This is a genomic window from Streptomyces sp. NPDC003456, from assembly GCF_042878735.1.
In the GTDB taxonomy this organism is placed as follows: Bacteria; Actinomycetota; Actinomycetes; order Streptomycetales; family Streptomycetaceae; genus Streptomyces.
Genome location: NZ_JBIAOK010000006.1, coordinates 502,065 through 523,974 on the forward strand (window position 1 = coordinate 502,065; position 21,910 = coordinate 523,974).

Annotated in this window: 15 protein-coding genes and 1 tRNA gene; 7 read left to right on the forward strand and 9 right to left on the reverse strand. The window is 73.9% G+C overall.

The window, feature by feature from the left end; all coding sequences use genetic code 11:
- Positions 1-184 precede the first annotated feature (184 nt).
- On the forward strand, positions 185-649 hold the full coding sequence (locus ACFYWG_RS26630; protein WP_383499000.1) for an ATP-binding protein: 465 nt from the start codon (positions 185-187) through the stop codon (positions 647-649).
- Positions 650-720: 71 nt separating this feature from the next.
- Here ACFYWG_RS26630 and ACFYWG_RS26635 read toward each other — a convergent pair whose 3' ends face one another.
- The 3 genes from ACFYWG_RS26635 to ACFYWG_RS26645 form a co-directional block, all read right to left on the reverse strand.
- Positions 721-3,714 (reverse strand): glycine--tRNA ligase, encoded by a 2,994-nt coding sequence (locus tag ACFYWG_RS26635; protein WP_389203927.1) that lies wholly within the window; start codon positions 3,712-3,714, stop codon positions 721-723.
- 162 nt (positions 3,715-3,876) lie between these two features.
- On the reverse strand, positions 3,877-5,334 hold the full coding sequence (locus ACFYWG_RS26640; protein WP_376325809.1) for an aminopeptidase P family protein: 1,458 nt from the start codon (positions 5,332-5,334) through the stop codon (positions 3,877-3,879).
- Between the two features lie 82 nt (positions 5,335-5,416).
- On the reverse strand, positions 5,417-6,928 hold the full coding sequence (locus ACFYWG_RS26645; protein WP_383499006.1) for a PP2C family protein-serine/threonine phosphatase: 1,512 nt from the start codon (positions 6,926-6,928) through the stop codon (positions 5,417-5,419).
- Positions 6,929-7,428: 500 nt separating this feature from the next.
- Here ACFYWG_RS26645 and ACFYWG_RS26650 point away from each other — a divergent pair, with 500 nt between their 5' ends.
- Positions 7,429-8,094 carry a bifunctional DNA primase/polymerase gene (locus tag ACFYWG_RS26650; protein ID WP_385411516.1) on the forward strand — a complete coding sequence of 222 codons (666 nt, stop codon included), beginning with the start codon at positions 7,429-7,431 and terminating at the stop codon, positions 8,092-8,094.
- 54 nt (positions 8,095-8,148) lie between these two features.
- Entirely contained in the window at positions 8,149-8,739 is a 591-nt protein-coding gene (locus tag ACFYWG_RS26655) for a hypothetical protein (RefSeq protein ID WP_389203928.1), read from the forward strand.
- A gap of 237 nt (positions 8,740-8,976) precedes the next feature.
- Here the strand turns inward: ACFYWG_RS26655 and ACFYWG_RS26660 are convergent, their stop codons facing one another.
- The 3 genes from ACFYWG_RS26660 to ACFYWG_RS26670 form a co-directional block, all read right to left on the reverse strand.
- On the reverse strand, positions 8,977-9,942 hold the full coding sequence (locus ACFYWG_RS26660) for a DUF5926 family protein (RefSeq protein ID WP_389203929.1): 966 nt from the start codon (positions 9,940-9,942) through the stop codon (positions 8,977-8,979).
- 105 nt (positions 9,943-10,047) lie between these two features.
- Positions 10,048-10,599 (reverse strand): ATP-binding protein, encoded by a 552-nt coding sequence (locus tag ACFYWG_RS26665; RefSeq protein ID WP_376325817.1) that lies wholly within the window; start codon positions 10,597-10,599, stop codon positions 10,048-10,050.
- 238 nt (positions 10,600-10,837) lie between these two features.
- Positions 10,838-11,665 (reverse strand): glycerophosphodiester phosphodiesterase, encoded by an 828-nt coding sequence (locus ACFYWG_RS26670; RefSeq protein ID WP_389203930.1) that lies wholly within the window; start codon positions 11,663-11,665, stop codon positions 10,838-10,840.
- A 290-nt stretch (positions 11,666-11,955) separates the two neighbouring features.
- Between ACFYWG_RS26670 and ACFYWG_RS26675 the strand changes: the two genes are divergently transcribed.
- The 3 genes from ACFYWG_RS26675 (at position 11,956) to ACFYWG_RS26685 (ending at position 14,852) form a co-directional block, all read left to right on the forward strand.
- Positions 11,956-13,482 carry a S1C family serine protease gene (locus tag ACFYWG_RS26675; RefSeq protein ID WP_389203931.1) on the forward strand — a complete coding sequence of 509 codons (1,527 nt, stop codon included), beginning with the start codon at positions 11,956-11,958 and terminating at the stop codon, positions 13,480-13,482.
- A 62-nt stretch (positions 13,483-13,544) separates the two neighbouring features.
- A tRNA-Ser gene (locus ACFYWG_RS26680) sits at positions 13,545-13,631 on the forward strand.
- A gap of 480 nt (positions 13,632-14,111) precedes the next feature.
- Positions 14,112-14,852, forward strand: a complete 741-nt coding sequence (locus tag ACFYWG_RS26685) for a glycosyltransferase family 2 protein (RefSeq protein WP_383499026.1) — start codon at positions 14,112-14,114, stop codon at positions 14,850-14,852.
- 117 nt (positions 14,853-14,969) lie between these two features.
- Here the strand turns inward: ACFYWG_RS26685 and ACFYWG_RS26690 are convergent, their stop codons facing one another.
- Both ACFYWG_RS26690 and ACFYWG_RS26695 read right to left on the reverse strand, forming a co-directional pair.
- Positions 14,970-15,749, reverse strand: coding sequence for a PIG-L deacetylase family protein (locus ACFYWG_RS26690; RefSeq protein WP_389203932.1), 780 nt, complete (start codon positions 15,747-15,749; stop codon positions 14,970-14,972).
- Entirely contained in the window at positions 15,746-15,967 is a 222-nt protein-coding gene (locus tag ACFYWG_RS26695) for a ferredoxin (protein ID WP_389203933.1), read from the reverse strand. The genes ACFYWG_RS26690 and ACFYWG_RS26695 overlap by 4 nt, the downstream gene beginning before the upstream one ends.
- 421 nt (positions 15,968-16,388) lie before the next feature.
- On the opposite strand from ACFYWG_RS26695, the gene ACFYWG_RS26700 reads away from it, so the two are divergent.
- A complete protein-coding gene (locus tag ACFYWG_RS26700) occupies positions 16,389-20,957 on the forward strand; it encodes a hypothetical protein (protein WP_389203934.1) in 4,569 nt (1,522 codons plus the stop codon).
- Between the two features lie 291 nt (positions 20,958-21,248).
- Here the strand turns inward: ACFYWG_RS26700 and ACFYWG_RS26705 are convergent, their stop codons facing one another.
- Positions 21,249-21,821, reverse strand: coding sequence for a GNAT family N-acetyltransferase (locus ACFYWG_RS26705; protein ID WP_383499035.1), 573 nt, complete (start codon positions 21,819-21,821; stop codon positions 21,249-21,251).
- Positions 21,822-21,910 lie beyond the last annotated feature (89 nt).

Here is a 21,910-nt window from a genome sequence, read left to right on the forward strand (position 1 = left end):
CGGCAGGTCCACAAGATGCCGTACGACCGGAACGTCACCCTCTGGCCCCGACCGCCCCCACATACACCGATCAGGACCAGCCCGCATCCGCCAAATGGGCGGCCTCACCCCAACTTCACGCTTACACCCGGGGACTGAGGGCAATACGTAACGGTATGTCGAGGCACAGCCAGGAGGCTGGAGCATGAGCATCTGGTGGTCACTCCATCTGCGGCGCGACGCCGCGAGCGTGCCCCTCGCCCGGCGCCTGCTGATCGGCACGATGGAGACCGCGGGCGTCGACCCCGACATCTCCTACGACCTGTCCGTGGCCCTCACCGAGGCCTGCGCGAACGCCGTCGAGCACGGCGGGGAGCACGGGTGCGGCCCGGGATCGGAGGCCTACCGGGTCACCGCCTACCTCGACGGAGAGACCTGCCGGATCGAGGTGGCGGACGCGGGCCCGGGCTTTCCGGGAGCCTCCCCCGAACGGTCCCGGCCGCAGATCAGGCCGGCCTGTTCCGACGCCGAGCACGGCCGGGGCCTGTGCCTGATCGAGGAGCTGGCCGACCACGTGCACATCGGCAACAAGCCGGGCCGGGGCGGAGCCGTGGTGAGCTTCGACAAGGTGCTGAAGTGGCGCGAGAACGCGCCGCTGATGGCGGTCTGACCGCGCCTGACCGAGCGGCAGAGCGGTGTTTCACGTGAAACACCGCTCCTCTGCCCTGCCACGGCGTCGCCCTAAAGCGCTCCCCAGTCCAGGGTCGTCCGCGCCAGCCCCGCCACCTCGGTGAGCAGCGCCAGCCGCGCCGCCCGGACCGCCGGGTCCGGATCCATCACCAGCACCTCCTCGAAGAAGGCGCTGATCGCCTCGACCAGCGGGGCGGAGACCTCGATCAGCGCGCCGAGGTCGTCCTCCCGGCCCTGCAGGGCCTCCCGCACGGCCCGGGCGCTCTCGGCGAGGCGCAGTTCGGCGGGGGCGGTCAGCAGGGAGAGGTCGGCCCCCTCGACACCGCCCTCGGGCAGGATGCGCACGACCCGCTGGAACGCGGCCACCAGGGCATCGAACGCCTCGCTGCCGACATGCCGCTCCAGCGTCGCCAGCGTGCGGTCGCCGTGGGCCGGCCGGTCGGCCCACACCAGCACGGCTTGGACCAGCCGGTGCTCGTGCCCGGCGTCCGTGAGCTGCTGCTCGTAGCGCCGGGTGATCAGCTCCGCGGCCTCGGCGACCCGCTCGGCGGGCACTTCGACGCCCTGTGCGGCGTAGCGCACGGCCGCCGCGCGCAGCCCCTCGCGCACCCGGACTCCGGCCACGGCGGGCAGGCTGCGCAACACGTTGAGCAGCCCGATCGCGGCCCGGCGCACCCCGTACGGATCGGAGCTGCCGGTCGGTGCGGCACCGATGATGAACATGCCCGTCACCAGGTCGAACCGGTCGGCCAGCGACAGGACGGCACCCGCGTCCGAGGCGGGCAGCTCCCCGCCGGCCGAACGCGGCAGCTCCATCTCTGCGAGGGCCCGGGCGACCTCGGCGGACTCCCCGGCGTGGCGGGCGTACTCCTCGGCCATCACACCGGCCAGCCCGGAGAACTCGATCACCATCTGCGAGGCCAGGTCGAACTTGGCGAGCGCACCCGCCCGCCGGACCACCGCCACGGCCTCCTCCTGAAGCCCGGCCCGCCCGGCCAGGTCCAGGGCGAGCTTGGCCAGCCGGTCGGAGCGGTCGGCGACCGTGCCCAGCCGGTCCTCGAAGGTCAGCTTGTCCAGGCGCCGCCGGAACTCCTCCGGCGCCACCTTCAGGTCCGCCCGCCAGAAGAACGCGGCGTCCTCGTAGCGGGCCCGCAGCACGGCCTCGTTGCCCGCCCGCACCACGTCGTCGTCGCACAGGGCGTTGGCGAAGGTGACGAAGTGCGGCATCAGGCGGTCGCCGTCCAGCACGGGCAAATAGCGCTGGTGCTTGCGCATCACGGTGGTCAGGACGCTCGCGGGCAGGTCGAGGTAGCGCTCGTCGAAGGACCCGCGCACGGCGTAGGGGAACTCCAGGATGTCCGTGATCTCGTCGATCAGCCCGGCCTGGCCCTCCACGTCGATCCGCCCGCCCACCTCGGCGGCCGCCTCCACGGCACCCCGCACGACGGCACCGCGCCGGGCCTCCCGGTCGAGCAGGATGCCGTGCATGTGCAGGAAGTGCGGGTAGCCCTCGGCGGAGGTCACCCGGACCTCCGGGTAGGGGGCCTGGCGCTGGACCCGCGTGGTGTCGCCCGAGGACAGCGAGGAGACCACCACGGGCAGGGGAGTGCGGCCCAGCAGTGCCAGCAGCCAGCGCACCGGCCGGGAGAACGACAGGCCGGGGTCGCTCCAGCGCATGTTGCGCCCGGCCCGCAGCCCGGCGACCACCTCGGCCAGCAGATCGCTGAGCACCTCGACGGCCGGGCGGCCCTCCTCGTGCCGGGTGACCGCCACGTACTCGGTGCCGTTGACCTCGACCGTGCGCACATCGGCGGGCTCGGCGCCCTGGCTGCGGGCGAAGCCGAGCAGCGCGGGGGTGGGGGCACCCTCCTTGTAGGCGGCGGCGACCTTGGGTCCGCGCACGGTCCGCATGGTGTCGCGCTCGCGGGGCTGCACACCGTCGATCGTGATCACGATGCGGCGGGGCGTCGCCATCACGGTGATCGTCCCGTGCCCCAGCCGCGTCTCGGCCAGCTTCGCGGTGACCGACTCCCGCACGGCCTCGGTGGTGGCGGGCACGTCCGCGTACGGCAGTTCCTCCACGCCGATCTCGAACAGCAGGGTCTCGGCGCCGGGCACCTTGGGCAGCGGCGCCCGCGCGGCCGGGGCCGGCGCGGCCGCCACGCCCAGCGGGTGCTCCAGCGCCGCCCGGCGCTGCTCCCACAGCTTCGCGGTCTCGTGCGTCAGCCCGCGCATGAGGGAGAACGCCTTGGCCCGCTCGGTGGTGCTGATGGCGCCGCGCGCGTCGAGCACGTTGAAGGTGTGGCTGCACTTGAGCACGTACAGGTAGGCGGGGACGGGCAGTTCCAGGTCGAGCAGGCGCCGGGCCTCTGCGGCGTACGACTCGAACAGCCGGTGGTTGGTGTCGATGTCCGCGTCGTCGAGGTAGTAGCGGCTCATCTCGTACTCGTTCTGCCCGAACACCTCGCCGTAGGTGATGCCCGGCGCGTACGCGATGTCCTTGAAGTGGGCCACACCCTGAAGGTTCATCAGGATGCGTTCGAGACCGTAGGTGATCTCCACCGACACCGGGTCCAGCGCGACTCCGCCGACCTGCTGGAAGTAGGTGAACTGGGTGATCTCCATGCCGTCGAGCCACACTTCCCAGCCCAGGCCCCAGGCGCCGAGCGCGGGTGAGGCCCAGTTGTCCTCGACGAACCGCACGTCGTGGGCGTTGAGGTCGACGCCGAGGGCGCGCAGGCTGCCGAGGTACAGCTCCTGCGGGTTGCCCGGGTCGGGCTTGAGGATCACCTGGAACTGGGTGTGGGTCTGCAGCCGGTTGGGGTTCTCGCCGTAGCGCGAGTCGTCCGGCCGCACGCTGGGCTCGACGTAGGCCACGCTCCACGGCTCGGGGCCGAGCACGCGCAGGGCGGTGGAGGGATTGGCCGTACCGGCTCCGACCTCGGTGTTCAGCGGCTGCGTGATCATGCAGCCGTTGTCGCTCCAGTACTTCTGCAGGGTGAGGATGGCGTCCTGCATGGTCAGTGCCGTCTGAACGTTCTTCATGGTGATCGCGCCCGTTCCCCGAGTCGGCCCGGCAAGGTCGGCCATGATCTCACACGTCAACCAGCGCTGACCTGCTCTTTCGTGACCTGCCGGAACGGGCGCGGAGGCACTGCGGCAGGCGGGGGAGCCACGCGGCCGGCTCCCCCGCACACCGGGGCGTCGTCAGCCCTGGACGGCGGCCATCCACGCCTCGACCTCGTCGGAGCGCCGGGGCAGCGCGGCACTGAGGTTCCGGTTGCCGTCCTCGGTCACGAGGATGTCGTCCTCGATGCGGACACCGATGCCGCGGTACTCCTCCGGCACGGTCAGGTCGTCGGCCTGGAAGTACAGTCCGGGCTCGACGGTGAGGCACATCCCCGGCTCCAGCGTGCCGTCGACGTAGGCCTCGACCCGGGCCGCCGCGCAGTCGTGCACGTCCATGCCGAGCATGTGCCCGGTACCGTGTAGCGTCCAGCGCCGCTGGAGACCCAGCTCCAGCACCCGCTCCACCGGTCCCTCGACCAGACCCCACTCGACGAGCTTCTCGGCCAGCACCCGCTGCGCCGCGTCGTGGAAGTCGCGGTACTTGGCGCCGGGCTTCACGGCCGCGATCCCGGCCTCCTGGGCCTCGTACACGGCGTCGTAGATCTTGCGCTGGATGTCGGTGAAGCGGCCGTCGATCGGCAGCGTGCGCGTCACGTCGGCCGTGTAGTAGGTGTGCGTCTCCACACCCGCGTCGAGCAGCAGCAGGTCGCCCGCGCGCACGGGGCCGTCGTTGCGCACCCAGTGGAGCGTGCAGGCGTGCGGTCCGGCCGCGGCGATGGTGCCGTAGCCGACGTCGTTGCCCTCCACGCGCGCGCGGAGGAAGAAGGTGCCCTCGATGTAGCGCTCGGAGGTCGCCTGTGCCTTGTCGAGGACCTTCACGACGTCCTCGAAGCCGCGCACGGTCGAGTCGACCGCCTTCTGCAGCTCGCCGACCTCGAACGCGTCCTTGACCAGCCGGGCCTCGGACAGGAAGACCCGCAGCTCCTCGTCGCGCTCGGCGGTGACCTTGTCGGTCAGCGCGGCCTCGACGGCGGCGTCGTACCCGCGCACGACCCGGACCGGGCCGGTGGCCTCGCGCAGCGCGTCGGGCAGCTCGCGCACGTCGGAGGCGGGGATGCCGTACAGCTTCTCGGCCTCGGTGAGGGAGTGGCGGCGGCCGACCCACAGCTCGCCCTGGCCGTCCAGCCAGAACTCGCCGTTCTCGCGGTTCGAGCGCGGCAGGAGGTAGATCGTCGCCTCGTGGCCGTCGCCCTTGGGCTCCAGGACCAGGACGCCGTCCTCGGTCTGGTTGCCGGTGAGGTAGGCGTACTCGACGGAGGCGCGGAAGGCGTACTCGGTGTCGTTCGAGCGGGTCTTCAGGTTGCCCGCGGGGATCACCAGGCGCTCGCCGGGGAAGCGCGCGGACAGAGCGGCCCGGCGGGCCGCGGTCTCGGCGGCCTGGGGGACGGGCTCGAGGTCGCGCAGCTCGGTGTCGGCCCAGCCGCTCTTCATGTTCTCGGCCAGCTCGTCGGACACGCCCGGGTACAGCCCGTTCTTCCGCTGCTTGATCGGCTCTTCGCTCTCTTCCGGGGTCTCCGGGGTGAGCTCCTCGGCCACGGTCATCCTCCTCGGTACGGCACTGGACCCCCTCCACTGTACGGCGGCGTGGAAGAGGGCCCGGGGCCGGTGACGAGGAGCGTTACTCGAAGTACGCGGCCAGCAGCACGACGTCCTCGGCGCCCTCCTGCGCGTCCGTGCCGTCCGGCAGGACGCTGCGCAGGACGTGGTCGGCGACCGCCCCGGGGTCGCCGCGCAGCGCCCGGGGCACTCCGGCGGCCGCCGCGTGCAGCCGGGCGAAGGCACGGTCGGTGGCCTCGCCGGTGCGGTGCAGCAGGCCGTCGGTGTAGAGCAGCACGGTCTCGCCCGGCTCGGCGAGGATCTCCACGCTCGGCGCCTCCCAGCAGGCGAGCATGCCCAGCGGTGCGGAGACCGACGTCTCGACGAACTCGGTGCGGTGCGGGCCGATGAGCAGCGGCGGGCTGTGCCCGGCACCGGCCAGCGTGATCTTGCGGGCGGCCGGTTCGCAGTAGCCGAACAGGGCGGTGGCGGTACGGGCCGGTTCGGTCAGGCGCAGCAGCAGCTCCAGGTCGGACAGGACCGCGACCGGGTCCTCCCCCTCCATCACGGCGTAGGCGCGCAGTGACGCCCGCAGCCGTCCCATCGCCGCGACGGCGCTGGGCCCCGAGCCGGTGACGGACCCCACGGCGAGACCGAGCGCGGCCTCGGGCAGGGGCAGCGCGTCGTACCAGTCGCCGCCGCCGCGCGGGCCGGTGCGGTGCCGGGCGGCGAGCTGCACACCGGCCACCCGGGGCAGCCGGGCGGGCAGCAGCTCGTCGGACATGGTGGCCATGGACGCGCGCGTGCGCTCCAGTTCGAGGAGGCGGGCGAGGTGCTCGGCGGCGTAGCGCGCGTACAGGCCGGCGAGGTGGCGCTGCCGCTCGCCCGGTTCGGCGGGCTCGTCGTAGAGCCAGACGGCGGCGCCCAGACGGCCGGCGGACTCGGTGGACAGGGGGAGGGTGTAGCTGGCGGCGTAGCCGAGGCGGGCGGCGACCTCGCGGTGGCGGGGGTCGAGCCCCTCCTCGGCGAACAGATCGGGGTCGGCGATGCCGCCCTCACCGCCGGGCAGTCCGTCGAGGATCCGGCCGTAGGACAGGGCGCTGCGCGGGACGGTCTCGATGTGGCCGAGGTCGGCGCGGCCCAGGCCCAGGCCGACGGTGCTGTCGGGGCCGAGTCCGTCGCCGGGTTCCATGACGACGAGACCGCGTCCGGCGCCGACCAGAGCGGCTCCGGCGCGCAGCAGTTCGTGCAGGGCCTCGTCGAGGGAGGCGGTGCGGGCCAGCCGTTCGGTCAGCTCGTGGAGGGTGGTGAGGTCGGAGACCCAGCCGGCGAGACGGTCCTGAAGTACCGCGCCGGGTGGGACGGGTGGGTTTGCGGGGGAGGCCGGGGAGGTACTCGCGGCGGGCGCGACAGTGTGTGCGGGGGCCGGAACCGTTGAATCGATTCCAGCCACTTTCGGAGGGTGCGGGGCGTTCATGGCGTCCGGCCTTCGGACCGGCGCGTACTGCTCAAAAGCATCGCAAACCCCCATGTCATTCTGCGCCGCCAGCAGTGTCTCCACATGTACACGGACTCGTAAGGAGATGTCCAGCATTGTCCTGCCGGGATTCCTGGTGTCAGTGAGGCTTAAGAGAAGTCCTTCCTTCCTCTTGCGGAAAAGCAAACTTGGCTTAAAACTGCCGCAGTGGACGGGTTATTGCGGTCGACTGGCCTTGCTCGACGGAGCGTCACAACGGTCGTGATGGGTACGTACTCGGAGAAGGCCAGGGGTGGTCGGAACCACCCGGAACCTGGTGACGGAACCGGGCGTCCTATCCACCGACGACCGTGCCCCATCCTCCCGTGGCGGAGGCGGAGAGAAATACGCGCGACAGTAAACGCCATACTTCGCCACCCCTACGCCACGCCCGTGCTTTCGATGGACGCAGTATGGGCGGGACGGCCGCGGAGGCAGCCCACGCTCGACCCACAGGGGTTCCCCTTGCGCGCGGCAGGGGTGTGATGCGCCAACAGGTACGCACAGTGAAGTGATCGACACATGTTGTGATGTGGACCACGGTGTTGCCAGGCGTGCAACGGAAAGGACGAGCGCTCATGCGCGAGATCCCCGGAAGGCGACGCAGGCTTCTGTTCCGGCGCGGTGACGGGAGGCCTGAGCTCATCGGCGCGGCCCTGACCTACGCGACGGAATGGCAGTGGCCCGTACTCCCGGGCGTGACGGCGGACCCGCAGCGGCCGGACCGCTGCGCCTGCCCCGACCCGGAGTGCACGGTGCCCGGCGCACACCCCTTCGATCCCGGCCTCCTCGCGGCCACCACCGACGCGCGCATGGTCCGCTGGTGGTGGGGCAACCGGCCGACGGCGCCGATCGTCCTCGCCACCGGCGGCAAGGCACCCTGCGCGGTCTCCCTGCCGGCCGCCCCGGCCGCCCGCGCCCTACAGGCCCTCGACCGGACGGGCGTGCGGCTCGGCCCGGTCGTCGCCTCCCCCTCCCGCTGGGCGATCCTCGTGCAGCCCTACTCCCTGGAGCAGCTGGGCGAACTGCTCTACGCCAAGGACTTCGTGCCCGGCTCGCTCCGCTTCCACGGCGAGGGCGGCTACCTCGCCCTGCCGCCGTCGGTGACGGGCCCGGGCGAGATCCGCTGGGAGCGCGCGCCGCTGCCCGGCTCCGCCTCCCCCTGGGTGCCGGACGTGGAGGCCGTGGTGGACGCGGTGGTCGACGTCCTCACTCGTACGGGTGTGAGTGCGCCCGAGTTCTAGGCTCCCCGGCGTGCCGCACGCCGCTCGCGCCCCGGTGCGTTGTATGCCGGGGCCATGCGGCGTCATGCCCGGGGCCTGGCCCGGGATCCCCGGAAGGCCAGACTGACCGCCCTGGTGGGCACCTTGGTGGCGTGCGCGGTCGCCCTGCCCCTGGCCGTGGCGGCCTCGGGGGCCGTACGGCCCGAGCGTCCGGCGCGTCCCGCTGGCCCGGATTCGTCCGCCGCGGCCGGCGACCGCCGGGCGGACCCGGGTGCCGGGGGCGGGCCGGCCCGGACGGCCGCGCCCGGCCGGGACCTGGCGTCCGCCGTGCGCTGCGGGCCCGAACTCGCCTCGCCCGACGGCATCGAGGCGCAGACCTGTCTCGTCGCCCGGGGCACGGACACCTGGGCGCGCACCTACTACCGCAATACGACGGGGGCGGCGCTGGACGCCGTGCTGAGTCTGATGGGCCCGGCGGACCGGACCGTGCGCATCACCTGCGCGGTGGCCGCCGGGGACGAGCCGGGGGCCTGTGAGACGCCGCGGGAACGCGCGCGTGGGGACCTGGCGGCGTACACCGCCGTCACCGAGTTCGCACGGCGGGGCGGGCAGGGCCCGCTGCTGCTGCGCTCGGGGAGCAACTCGCCTGCGCGGACCAGTAGTTGACGCGCGATTGCGTACGGTGAAGGTGCGTGCACATGGAAAGACCCGGTTGCTGGCGACGGGGGATGCACCAGCAACCGGGCTACAGGAACGGTAACAAGAGATCGGCGGTTCGCAAATTCGAACTCGCCTTTCCGGTCACCGACTGGCTTGTCCGCGACGGGAGTTGTGTTCCCGTACGGGCGCGCCGGGCGGCCCGCCGGTGAGTGGTCCGGCCGGCCGGGGCGCGCGCGGCGGACGTCAGCTCAGGGTGACCTGCCGGTTGGTCAGGCCGCCCCGTGCGCGGCGCTCCTCCGGCGTGAGCGGAGTGTCCGCCGCGAGGGCGGTGGCGAGACGCTCGGCGAACTCCGCCGCGGGCTTCTCCACGTCATCGGCGCCGACGCCGCTCGGCAGGTCCCACACCGGCACCGTGAGCCCGTGGGCGCGGAAGGAGCCCACCAGGCGGGTGCCTTCGCCGAGGCTGGACCGGCCCGCCGCGTGCAGCCGGGCGAGGGCGTCGAGCAGCTGCTCCTCGGGGTGCGGCATGACCCACCGCAGGTGGTTCTTGTCGGGTGTCTCGCACCAGTAGGCGGCGTCCACGCCCTGGAGCTTGACGGTCGGGATGGCCGCGGCGTTGGCCCGCTCCAGGGAGGCGGCCACCTCGGGCGTGGCGTTCTCCGCGTCCGGCACCCAGAACTCGAAGCCGCTGTGCACTTCTGGCTCGAAGGCGCCGTCCGGGTCGAGCAGGTCCTGCAGCCGCGGGCTGCCGGCCGGGGCACGGCGGCCCTGGACGGGCGTGCCCGGCGCGGCCTCCAGGGCGCGCTGCAGGGTGTCGGCGAGGTCGCGGCTGATGTCGCCCGAGGAGGTGTCGTTCTGCAGGCCGAGCAGGACCGAGCCGTCGTCGCGGCGCAGGGCGGGCCAGGCCATCGGCAGCACCGTGGCCAGCGTGACCGACGGGACGCCCTCGGGCAGTCCGTCCTTGAGGGTCAGCTCCACCGTGGCCGCCGGGACCAGCTCGCGCAGGGCGACCCAGTCGCACTCGCCGGGCAGGCCCTCGAAGGGGCGGTGGACCAGCTCGGTCACGGCGTGCGAGGCGGCCCGGCCGTGACAGGCCTTGTACCGGCGGCCGCTGCCGCAGGGGCAGGGCTCGCGGGCGCCGACGACCGGGACCTCGCCGTCCGTGATCTGCGGGCGCTCGGCCTTCGTCTGGGGTCGCTTCTTGGCCATCGATGGGTCTCCCGGTTACGGCTGGTCTCGTACGGTCGCGAGCCTAGCCCTTCGGGCCCGGGGCGACGGGTTCCTGTGGACAACACCGCCCCCGTCGCGACGGGCTCAGCCCAGTTCGTCGAGGACGTCAGCGAAGTCCGGGCCGGCCGTCCGGGAGACCGGCGGGGCCGTCACGCGCGTCGCGAAGTCGTCGCGGCGGTGGCCGGCGTCCGGGTCGTGCACGTCCTCGTGGACGACGACCCACACGGTGACCTCGCCGCGGACGTCGTCGCGCACGCCCCAGTCGTCGGCCAGCGCGGTGATGATGTTCAGCCCGCGGCCGCCGTGCGCCGTGACCGACGGGGTCGCGGGGGCGGGGCGGGTCGGGCCGCCGCCGTCCGTGACCTCCACGACGAGCCGGCCCGCCGGGTCCACCCGCCACGCGGCGCGGACGTCACCGTCGCCGGAGAGCGCGTCGCCCAGGGGCCTGCCGTGCTTGCACGCGTTGCTCAGCAGCTCGGAAAGGATCAGTACGGCGTCGTCGATGACCGATTCCGCCACCCCGCCGCTGCGCAGCTGCGTGCGCATGCGCTGCCTCGCTGCCCCCACGCCCGCAGGGCCATGGGGTACGGCCATGCTCGACGACGTGGGCACCTCCTGTGCCACCACCAACGCCACCCCCGAGACCTCCTTAGCCCCACGCCACGGTGTGGATGCCCCATTGGCCTGTACCGGAAACCGGCCAAGACGCCTCGGTGACCCACGTCGCCGGCCGGCACACGGCGGACGTGCCGGTGCACTCCCCGTGACCGTATGGCTGGAAATCATCGGTGTGGCCGAGATGTGAGGATCGTGTGTCGGAGGCGCCGGGTCAAGAGGTGTGCACGTGACTCGTGGGACTCATGAGGCGCAGGGGTCAGCGGCCGAGCCGGTCCAGGACCGCGCGCGGGCGGTTGGTGATGATCGCGTCGACGCCCAGAGCGACGCACAGGTCCACGTCCGCGGGCTCGTTGACCGTCCACACGTGCACCTGGTGACCGGCTCGCTTCAGGCGCTCGATGTACGCGGGGTGGCTGCGCACGATGCGCAGCGAGGGGCCGGCGATCCCCACGCCCGGTGGCAGCCGCCCGTCGCGCAGCCGGGGCGAGACGAACTGGGTCAGGTAGACCGTCGGCAGGGTGGGCGCGGCCGCACGCACGCGGTGCAGCGAACGCGCCGAGAAGCTCATGACCCTCACCTGGGACTCCCCGGCGGAGGCCGGGGCGTCCAGGCCGAACCGCTGGAGCAGGGCCAGCAGCCGCTCCTCGACCTGCCCGGCCCAGCGCGTGGGGTGCTTGGTCTCGATGGCCAGTTCCACCCGGCGCCCGGCGTCGGCGACGAGCTCCAGCAGCCGCTCCAGGGTCAGCACGGAGGTCGCCTCGCGGTCCTCCGGGCGGTGCTCCCAGTCCGGCTCCTCGTCGCGTCCCCTCCAGGCGTCGCGCGTCTTCCAGGAGCCGAAGTCCAGCGTGGCGAGGTCGGCGAGCTCCAGGGCGGAGACGGCGCCGCGGCCGTTGGACGTACGGTTGATCCGGCGGTCGTGCACGCACACCAGGTGGCCGTCGGCGGTGAGGCGCACATCGCATTCGAGGGCGTCCGCGCCGTCCTCGATGGCCTTCGTGTACGCGGCCAGGGTGTGTTCCGGGGCGTCCTCGGAGGCTCCGCGGTGGGCGACGACTTGAATCACGTGCTGTCGTGCGTGGGTCACCGCGTCATGGTGCCACCGCGGGCGGGTACGCGTCCGGTCGGACGGGCTCCGCACAGGCGCGGATCCGGACGGCGGCACCGGGATTGCATCCTTTTCGTCGCTGATGACCTATATAAAGAACGACCCCGGACGCACAGCCGCCGCTTATGGTGCTCTGACGGCCCGTGGGAAAAGCTGACGGCATACAAAGGGACAAGCACGCCGCAGGCGCGCCGGGCCGGTCGCGCCGATGTGCACGGAGCACGACCGCGTGCGACCCAGGGAACAGCCGTGGATCGAGGAGAGAAGCTGTGAGCACCGAGAACGAGGGCAACGCGGTACCCCCCGCCCCGTCCGCACCCCCCGTGCCGGTGGACGCTCCTGCTGCTGCTCCGGCGCCGCAGGAACAGGCCGGCCGGGCTGGTCACGGGCCGCAGGACCAGGCCGCGCAGGGACCGTACGGGCAGGGCGCCGCCGGTGAGCCCGCCGGTCCGGGCGGCCCCGGCGGCCCCGCCGCGGGCGGCCCCACCGGCCCCGGCGACGCGGGCGGCCACGGCACTCCCGGCGGCTACGCCGGTCCCGCCGGTCCCGGTGTCACCTCCTCCGCCCCGGACCCGTCCTGGCCGCCGCCCCCGCCGCCGGCCGGTCCGTACGGCGACGGCGGTTCCGGTTCGGGGCCGGGCGGCTGGGGATCGTCGTACCAGCAGCCCGCGCCGAAGTCCGGTCGCGGGCGCGGTGGACTGATCGCCGGGATCCTGGTGGCGGCGCTGGTCGCCGGCGGTGTCGGCGGCGGCCTCGGCTACACCCTGGCCAAGGACAACGACGAGAACACCGGCTCGACGACGGTCTCCGCCTCCACCGACGGCGGGGACGTCAAGCGCGACCCGGGCACCGTCGCGGGCGTGACCGCCAAGGCGCTGCCCAGCACCGTCACCATCCAGGCCGAGAGCGACAGCGGCGAGGGCGGCACCGGCACCGGCTTCGTCTTCGACAAGCAGGGCCACATCGTCACCAACAACCACGTGGTGGCCGACGCGGTGGACGGCGGCAAACTCTCCGCGACGTTCCCGGACGGCAAGAAGTACGACGCCGAGGTGATCGGCAACGCCCAGGGCTACGACGTGGCGGTCATCAAGCTCAAGAACGCGCCCTCCGACCTCAGGCCCCTCACCCTCGGCGACTCGGACAAGGTGGCCGTCGGCGACGCCACCATCGCGATCGGCGCGCCCTTCGGCCTGTCGGACACGGTGACGACGGGCATCATCAGCGCCAAGAACCGCCCGGTGGCCTCCAGCGACGGCAGTGGCAGCCAGGCCTCCTACATGAGCGCCCTGCAGACCGACGCCTCCATCAACCCGGGCAACTCCGGCGGTCCGCTGCTGGACGCGCGGGGCAACGTCATCGGCATCAACTCCGCGATCCAGTCCACCGGCAACGGCGGCTTCGGCACGGGCCAGTCCGGTTCGATCGGCCTGGGCTTCGCCATCCCGATCAACCAGGCCAAGTACGTCGCCCAGGAGCTGATCAAGAACGGGAAGCCGGTGTACGCCAAGATCGGCGCGTCCGTCTCCCTGGACGACAGCTCCGGCGGCGCGCAGATCACGGACGAGGGCGCGGGCAGCTCGGCACCGGTCGAGCCGGGCGGTCCGGCCGCCAAGGCGGGTCTCAAGCCGGGCGACGTCATCACCAAGCTCGACGACCGCGTGATCGACTCCGGGCCCACCCTGATCGGCGAGATCTGGACGCACAAGCCGGGCGACACGGTCACCCTCACGTACGAGCGTGACGGCAAGGAGCGCACGGTCGAGGTCACGCTGGGTTCCCGCGTCGGCGACTGACCCCACCCGCGCGCACCGACCCGTTACCCTTGTCCCCGCGCCGCCGATCACGGCCGGCGCGGGGAGGCGTGCCCGAGCGGCCGAAGGGAACGGTCTTGAAAACCGTCGTGGCAGCGATGTCACCGTGGGTTCAAATCCCACCGCCTCCGCGCGATGAGCAGTGAGAACGGCCCCTGACCGGGAACACCGGTCAGGGGCCGTTCTGCTGCGTGCTGCCCGTGCGTGCCCGTCGCTTCCCCGGTGCTCCCCGCTCGGTCACGCGCGGCCGGGGCAGGGGACTTTGGCCCTACGTGTCACTTCGTGGGGACGGGCGCCCAACTGACGAGAAAGACGCCCAGCGAGACCAGGGAGACGCCCCGCAACGCGGTCGGGCGGGCTGCCTCGGAGTCCGTCGGGGATGGGGTCATGCGCGCGAGCGTACCGGCCGGATCTCGTGGCGTGATGACCTCGAGCACGTTGCCAAGGGGCTTACCAGGGCGTCCTGTTGACCCCCGCGTCTCCGCCCGGGGTGCCTCGTGGCCGGTGATCGGGGGTCCGTAGGCTTTCGGGGTGTGGGCCGGCGCCGTGGTGTCCCGGGCGCCGGCGGGGCGAGGTGAGGGGTGGTCGTCGTCGGCGGTCGGTGTGTCGTCGTGGTCACCGCTGTGCACGGGCCGCATGCCCGTTTCCTGCCGCAGGCCTACGCGTCTCTGTGCGAGCAGCGGCTGCCCGAGGGGTGGCGGTGGCAGTGGGTCGTGCAGGAGGACGGGGAGAGCGCGGACGTGCGGCCGTACGTGCCGAGCGACCCCCGTGTGACGTTCCGGCAGGGGCGGGCCGGAGGGCCCGGAGTGGCCCGGACGATCGCGCTGGCCCGTGCGGACGGGGCGTACGTGAAGGTCCTGGACGCCGACGACCGGTTGGCGCCCGGCGTGCTCGCGCGGGATCTGGCCGTGCTGGAGGGCGATCCGCGCATCGGCTGGGTGACCTCCCGGGTGCTCGACCTGCTGCCCGACGGGACGACCGCCGCCTTCCCCGGCGATCCCGGCGAGGGTCCGATCGAGCGCGGGAGCGTACTGGAGCGGTGGAAGGCCGACGGCTTCCTCCTCCCGGTGCACCCGGCCTCGCTGTGCGTGCGGCGGGAGTTGCTGCTCGCGCTCGGCGGGTGGATGGCCCTGCCCGCCTCCGAGGACACCGGCCTGCTGCTCGCGCTCGACGCGGTCAGCCGGGGCTGGTTCTCGGCGGAGGTCGGGCTGCTGTACCGCAAGTGGGAGGGTCAGGTCACGGGGCAGCCGGCCCATGCCGAGCGGGGCGAGCGGGAGGCCCGGATGGCCGTCGTGGAGGCACGGGCGCGCGCCTTGTCCCGGCTGCGGTGGAGCAGTTCGGCCGAGCAGTGAGCCGACGGCGCCGTCGGCACGCTCGTGCGTCGGCGGCGGCGCCCGGCGGACGGCGGCGTCCGGCGGACGGCGCCACCCGGCGGTCCGGTCCGGGCGGGTCCGTGTGGTGCTGCTACGTCAATCCGCTTGGTCCTGCCACGTCATGGGGTCCGTGCGCGGCGGCGGCGTGGGGAGCAGGGTGTGGCGGGTGTAGTGCTCCGTGCCCAGCAGCCGTGCGCGCTCGGGCCCGGACAGGCCGGCGATCAGGGCCGGGGCCGCGCCCCGTTCGACCTCCGTGCGGTGGGCCAGGACGGCCGCCACCTTCCGGTCCAGCCAGGGCGTGACGTCGACCGTCGCGGTGACGTGTTCGTCCGGGACGGTGCGCAGGTTCTTGCCCACCGAGGCCAGGTGCTCGCCCCAGGACCCGACCGCCGAGTGGGGATGGGTGGCCAGGTACAGGGCGCTGGGCTGCCAGGGGGCGCCGGCGTCGGGGTGGAGGCGTTCGAGGCCGGCGGCGTGGGCGGCGAGCAGGGTGATCCGGTGCGTGCGGACGTGGTCCTCGTGGCCGGTCAGGCCGCCGTAGGCGTCGTGGGTGACGACGACCTCCGGGCGCACGGCCCGGATCTGCGCGACCAGGGCGCCCACCGCCTCGTCCAGCGGGGCGTCGCACAGGCGCGGTCTGCCGGGGGCGGAGTGCGGGACGCGGGAGTCGGCGTGGCCCAGCATCCGGGGTTCGCCGGCGCTCAGGAGCCGCAGGGCGTCGGCCAGTTCCGCCGCGCGCGGGCTGTCCGGCGCCCAGGTCGCCGTGACCACCGCCGTACGGCCGCCGGCCGCCGCGTGCCGGGCGAGGACGCCCCCGGCCGACAGGGACTCGTCGTCGGGGTGGGCGAAGACCGCGAGCAGGCCCGGTGCCGTCATCCGGCGGCCGGCCCGGGCGGCGGCGCCGGTGGCCCGGTGAAGGAGATCGCCTGGCTCGGGCACCTCTCCGCCGCCTCCCGCACCCGCGGGTCGTCGCCCGACTCCGCGCGGCCGGGGCGGACGACGCCGTAGTCGTCCACGAACTCGAAGACGTCCGGGGCCCGGTAGGCGCACTCGGCGGAGCCGTAGCAGAGATCGCGGTCGACCGAGACCTTCATGAACCCTCGTCCCCCTCCGGACGCCGTCGCCTGCCGCGCGCTTCGGGTGTTCCCTGCCCAGCCGGCCACCGGCTGAACCGGTCTGGGCGGCCGTGCCGGGTACGCGCGCACGGGGCGGCGGGACGCCGGGGCCCGGGGCGGTGCAAAGGATTGGAGAGCGCACCCGGCCGGGGAGGCTCACCACGTCGTCCGGCACCGGTCCCTCCCCTCGTGGGGACCGGTACCGAACGGTGGATTCCGCCGTCGTCGGCTCGGACGGAAGCTGTCCGGATGGGGTGCGCTACTGCGTCCGGATCCTGCCATTTCAGGCCACGGAGGAGGAGGTTCCGGGGCTCAGCGGACGGCGTCGTTGCAGGTCAGATATATAGAGTGAGTTTTCCGGACCGGACGTACAGGCGATCGGAAGTGAGGAGGGGAGACCTTGGGTTCCGACTCGGGGGCGCGCACCGCCTTCGCGGAACGCCTCGCCCTGCTGTACAAGGAAGCCGGCAATCCCCCGCTCAAACGAGTGTCCGAAGCGGTCGTACGGCTCCAGCGGGTCGACGAACGAGGACGCCCCGTGCGGGTGTCCGCCCAGCGCATCAGTGACTGGCGGCGGGCCCGGAACGTACCGGCCCAGTTCGCCGCCCTCGCGGCCGTGCTGCAGGTGCTGATCCCGGAGGCGCGCCGGGCGCGGCCGACCCCGGTGTCCCCCGGTCTCTACGACGTGGGGCAGTGGCAGCGGCTGTGGGAGAGCGCGGTGGCCGGTCCGGCCGGCGAACGACCGGCGGCGTCACCGGCCGAGGAGCAGGTCCCGGCCGACCCGGCGCCCGCGCCCGGCGGGGTGTGCCCCTACCGGGGACTCGCCTCCTACCGGCTGGAGGACGCCCGGTGGTTCTTCGGCCGGGAGCGCAGCACGGACGCGCTCGTCGAGCAGCTCGCGGCCGTGCCGTCGGCGGGCGGCGGTCTGGTGATGCTGGTCGGTGCGTCGGGAGCGGGGAAGTCCTCCCTGCTCAACGCCGGTCTGGTGCCGGCCCTCCGGGAGGGCGCGCCGGCCGACGGCGGGGCCGCCGCCGACCTGGACGGTGAGGGCCGGGCCGGTCCGGAGAGGCTGGTCGCCCAACTCCTGCCGGGCAGTGACCCGCTGGCGGAACTCACCCGGTGCGTGCCCGAACTGGCCTCCGTCCTCCCGACCGTGCGGGACCCCGGGGGACCGCCGGGGGCCTGGCCGGGCGGGGACGCTCCGGGGGGTGCGGGAGCAGCCGGGCCCCCGGGGGGTGCGGGTGCGGCCGGGACCCCGGGGGGTGCGGGTGCGGACGGGCCCCTGGGGGGTGCGGGTGCGGACGGGAACGCCCCGCACGGAGCGGACCGGGACACCCGTCGAGCAGCCCCTGACGCAAACACCCCCGCCACCACCCCGGACGCCGGTGCTCCGGGCATCGCCCCGGACCCCGACGCCCCCGGCACCCCTGCCGACACCGGCGGGACCCCTCTCACCGGTCCCGCACACACGACCGCCCCGTCCGACGGGGACGGCCGGACCGGTCCGGAAGCCCCCGGCCCCAGCGGCCCGAGTGGGCACCCCGGCCCGGTCGGCTCGCCCCGTCCGCCCGGCTCGCCCGATCCGCCCGGCGCACCCCACCGCCGGTCCCGGCCTTCCCGGGCCACCACCCCCACGCCACCTCCGTCACCGGACGCCCCGTCACCGGACGCTGCCCCGGCCCCGGGCCCCACGACCCCGGTCCCCGCCCCGGAACCCGGTACTCCCTCCTTCTCCGCCGCCGTCCGCGCCGCCGTCACCGCCTGGGCGCTGCGCGAGGATCCCTCCGGGGCCCGCCCGGTCGTCATCGTCGACCAGTTCGAGGAAACGTTCACGCTCTGTTCCGACGAGACCGAGCGCCGGATCTTCATCGAGACCCTGCACGCCGCCTGCTCCCCCGCCGCCCCCGGCGAACCGGCCCCGGCGATCGTCGTCCTGGGCATCCGGGCGGACTTCTACGAGCAGTGCCTGCGCCACCCCGAGCTGGCCGACGCCCTCCAGCACCGGCACATGGTGCTCGGGCCGCTGACCGCCGCGGAGCTGCGCGAGGCGGTGACCGGCCCGGCCAAGGCGGTCGGACTGGAACTGGAGCCCGGCCTCGCGGAGCTGATCGTCCGGGAGGTCGGCGCGGACGGCCCGCGCGGTGCGCACGACGCGGGCGCGCTGCCGCTGCTGTCGCACGCCCTGCTGGCCACCTGGCAGCGGCGCAAGGCGGGCCGGCTGACCCTGGCCGGCTACCGCGCGGCCGGCGGCATCCAGGGCGCCGTCGCGGCGACGGCCGAACGGGCCTGGTCCCGGCTCGACCCGGCCGCCCGCACGGCGGCCCGGCTGCTGCTGCTCCGGCTGGTCCGGCTGGGCGAGGACACCCAGGCCACGCGGCGGCGCGGCACCCGGCGCCAGCTGGCGGAGGAGTCGGCCGACCCGGACAAGACCGAGGAGTCCCTGGAGGCGCTGGTCCGCGCCCGGCTGGTGACGCTCGACGCGGAGACCGTGGAGATCACGCACGAGGCGCTGCTGCACGCCTGGCCGCGGCTGCGCGACTGGATCGACGAGGACCGGCAGGGCAACCTGCTGCGCCAGCGCCTGGAGGAGGACGGGCGGGCCTGGGAGGAGTCGCACCGCGACGCGTCGCTGCTGTACCGGGGCTCCCGGCTGGAGCAGGCCCACACCTGGGCGAAGTCGGCCGGGGACACCTTCCTCACCCGCAGCGCGGTGGAGTTCCTGGCCGCCTCCGTGCGGCTGCGCCGGCGCGTCATCTGGATCAGCCGGGCCGCGGTGGCGTCGCTGATGGCCCTGGCCCTGCTGGCGGTCGGGGCGGCCGTGATCGCCTGGAAGCAGCGCGACGAGGCCGTGTTCGAGCAGGTGCTCGCGCAGGCCGACCGCGTCCGGGACACCGACCCGTCGCTGTCCGCGCAGCTCGACCTGGTCGCCCACCGGCTCCGGCCCGACGACGAGGGCGCGAGCAGCCGGCTGATCTCCGTGGTGAACGCCCCCCTGGCCACCCCCCTGTCCGGCCACACCGGCGCCGTGTACCTCACGACCTTCAGCCCCGACGGCCAGACCCTGGCCACCGCCAGCTACGACCGGACCGTACGGCTGTGGGACGTCGCCGACCCGCAGCGGCCCCGGGCGCTGGGCGAGCCCCTCACCGGGCACACCAGCTGGGTGAGCAGCGCGGTCTTCAGCCCGGACGGCCGGACCCTGGCCAGCGCCTCGGACGACGGCACGATCCGGCTGTGGGACGTGACGGATCCGGGCCGTCCGAAGGCGCTCGGCAAACCGCTGACCGGCCACGGCGGCACCGTCTACCTGATCGCGTTCAGCCCGGACGGCCGCACGCTCGCCTCCGCCAGCGACGACCGGACCGTGCGGCTGTGGGACATGAGCGATCCGCGCCGGGCGGGGCCACGGGGCGCACCGCTGACCGGGCACACGGCCGCCGTGCGCTCGGTGACGTTCAGCCCGGACGGCCGGACCCTGGCGGCGGGCGGCGACGACGGCACGATCCGGCTGTGGGACACGTCCGGGCCGGGGCGTCCCGAGCCGGCCGGCGGGCCGCTGACCGGCCACACCTCCACCGTGCACTCGGTGGCGTACAGCCCGGACGGCCGGACGCTGGCCAGCGGGGGCGAGGACGGCACGATCCGGTTGTGGAACATGGCCGGATCCGGTCGGCCCGAGGCCGTCGGAACACCGTTGATCGGCCACACCGGACCGGTCTGGTCGGTGGCGTTCAGCCCGGACGGGGGCATGCTCGCCGCCGCCAGTTCGGACACCACGGCGAGCCTGTGGAAGGTGGCCGACCCGGCCCACCCGGCGCAGGTGGGCGGGCCGCTGTCGGGCAGCAGCGGGGAGATGTTCGCGCTGGGGTTCAGCCCCGACGGGCGCACCCTCGCCACCGGCGCGGGTGACAACAAGGTGCGGCTGTGGGCGCTGCCGCGCTCGGACATGACCGGCCGGACCGGGACCTTCCGGCCGGACGGGCAGGTGCTGGCCACGGCGGGGCGCGACGGGCGGCTGCGGCTGTGGGACGTGCGCTCGCCGGGCCGGCCGCTGCGGCTGGGCGAGGCGTTCCGGCCCGGCAAGGGGGACGTGCGCTCACTGGAGTTCTCCCCGGACGGCCGCACGCTGGCGGTGGTGACCGGCGACCGGGCCGTGCAGTTGTGGAACGTCGCTGATCCGGCGCATCCCGTGGCCCACGGACCGCCCGTCCCGCTGCGGATCCGGTACGCCGATCCGCTCGCCTTCAGCCCGGACGGCCGCACGTTGGCCACCGCCGACGACGACCGCACGATCCGGCTGTGGGACATCTCCGACCGCTCCCGCCCGCGTCCGCTCGGCGCGCCGCTGACCGGGCACAAGGGGTACGTCAACCACCTGGTGTTCAGCCCGGACGGCCGGACGCTGGCCAGCGGCAGCGCGGACGGCACGATCCGGCTGTGGAACGCGACCGACCCGGGCCGGATCCGGCTCGCCGGCGCCCCGCTGCGCGGTCATCTCGGCGCGGTCAACGTCCTGGCCTTCAGCCGGGACGGCCTGACGCTGGCCAGCGCGGGCGACGACACCTCGGTCCGGCTCTGGGACGTGTCCGCACCCGCCCGGGCCGTGCAGCGGACGCGTCTGACCGCTCACTCGGAGGCGGTCGTGGCGCTGACCTTCAGCCGGGACGGCCGGTTCCTGGCCAGCGGCGGGAACGACAGTACCGTCCGGCTGTGGAACGTCTCCGACCCGGCCGCGGCCGACGCGATCGGCCAGTCCATGACCAGCGCGAAGGCCGGCAACTACCTGGCGTTCAACCCGGGCAGCGGCATGCTGGCGGTGTCGAGCGGAGCGGACTCCATCCGCCTGTGGGACCTGGACGTCGACCGGGCCGCGCGGCGCGTGTGCGCCATGACCCGGGGCGTGCTGACCCCGGACACCTGGCACGAGTACCTGCCCCGGCTCTCCTACGACCCGCCCTGCGACGGCTGAACGGCACCGGTACGCACCAACACCCGTGTGAGGCAAGGGAGTTGAGTGATACCAGTCACAACCGGCACTCAGTCGCCGAGAGTCGGCTCGCGGTGCGCAAGCGCTTGTTACCCTTGGCCATGGCCCGACCGCTGGTGCATCCCCCGTCGCCAGCGGTCGGGTCTTCTCATGCGCGTCTGCCGCGTCTCCCGCGTCTTCGGTGAGCGCCCTCCGCGTCTTCCGTGCGCTTCTTCCATCCTGGTCTTCCGCGAGCGTCCTCCCCGTCCTCCGTGCGCGGTCCCCGGCGCGCCGTCAGCGCAGGTCGAGGCGCATCAGCACCCGGGGATGACCGGACAGGACCGAGGTCGTCGGGGCGGCGACGGTGAAGCCCGCCCGTTCGAAGTTCTTCCGCAGACCCGCGTAGGCCATGGTCAGGTCGACCTTGGCGTCGCCGTTGTCGAGGGGGTAGGCCTCGACGGCCGGGGCGCCGTGGGACCGGGCGAAGTCGACGGCGCCGGCGATCAGGGCGTGCGAGATGCCCTGCTTGCGGTGGCCGGGGCGGACCCGGACGCACCACAGGGACCACACGGGCAGGTCGTCGACGTGCGGGATCTTGCGGTTGCGGGCGAACGTGGTCTGCGCGCGGGGGGCGATCGCGGCCCAGCCGACCGGTGCGTCGCCGTCGTAGGCGAGTACGCCCGGGGCGGGGTCGGTCCGGCACAGCCCGGCGACGTACTCGCCCCGCGCCGGTCCGCGCAGTTCGTTGTTGAGCCGGGACGGGATCCGGTAGCTCAGGCACCAGCAGACGTTCGCGTCGGGCGACTTCGGGCCCAGGACGGCCCGGACGTCCTCGAACTCCGACGCCGGCCGTACGACGATGCTCATGCCCTCACGATGTCATGCCCCGGGGCGTGACGCCCGGGGCGCCGGGGGCCGGACCGGCCCGGGCGGTTCGGGCCGGAGGACGTCCGTGC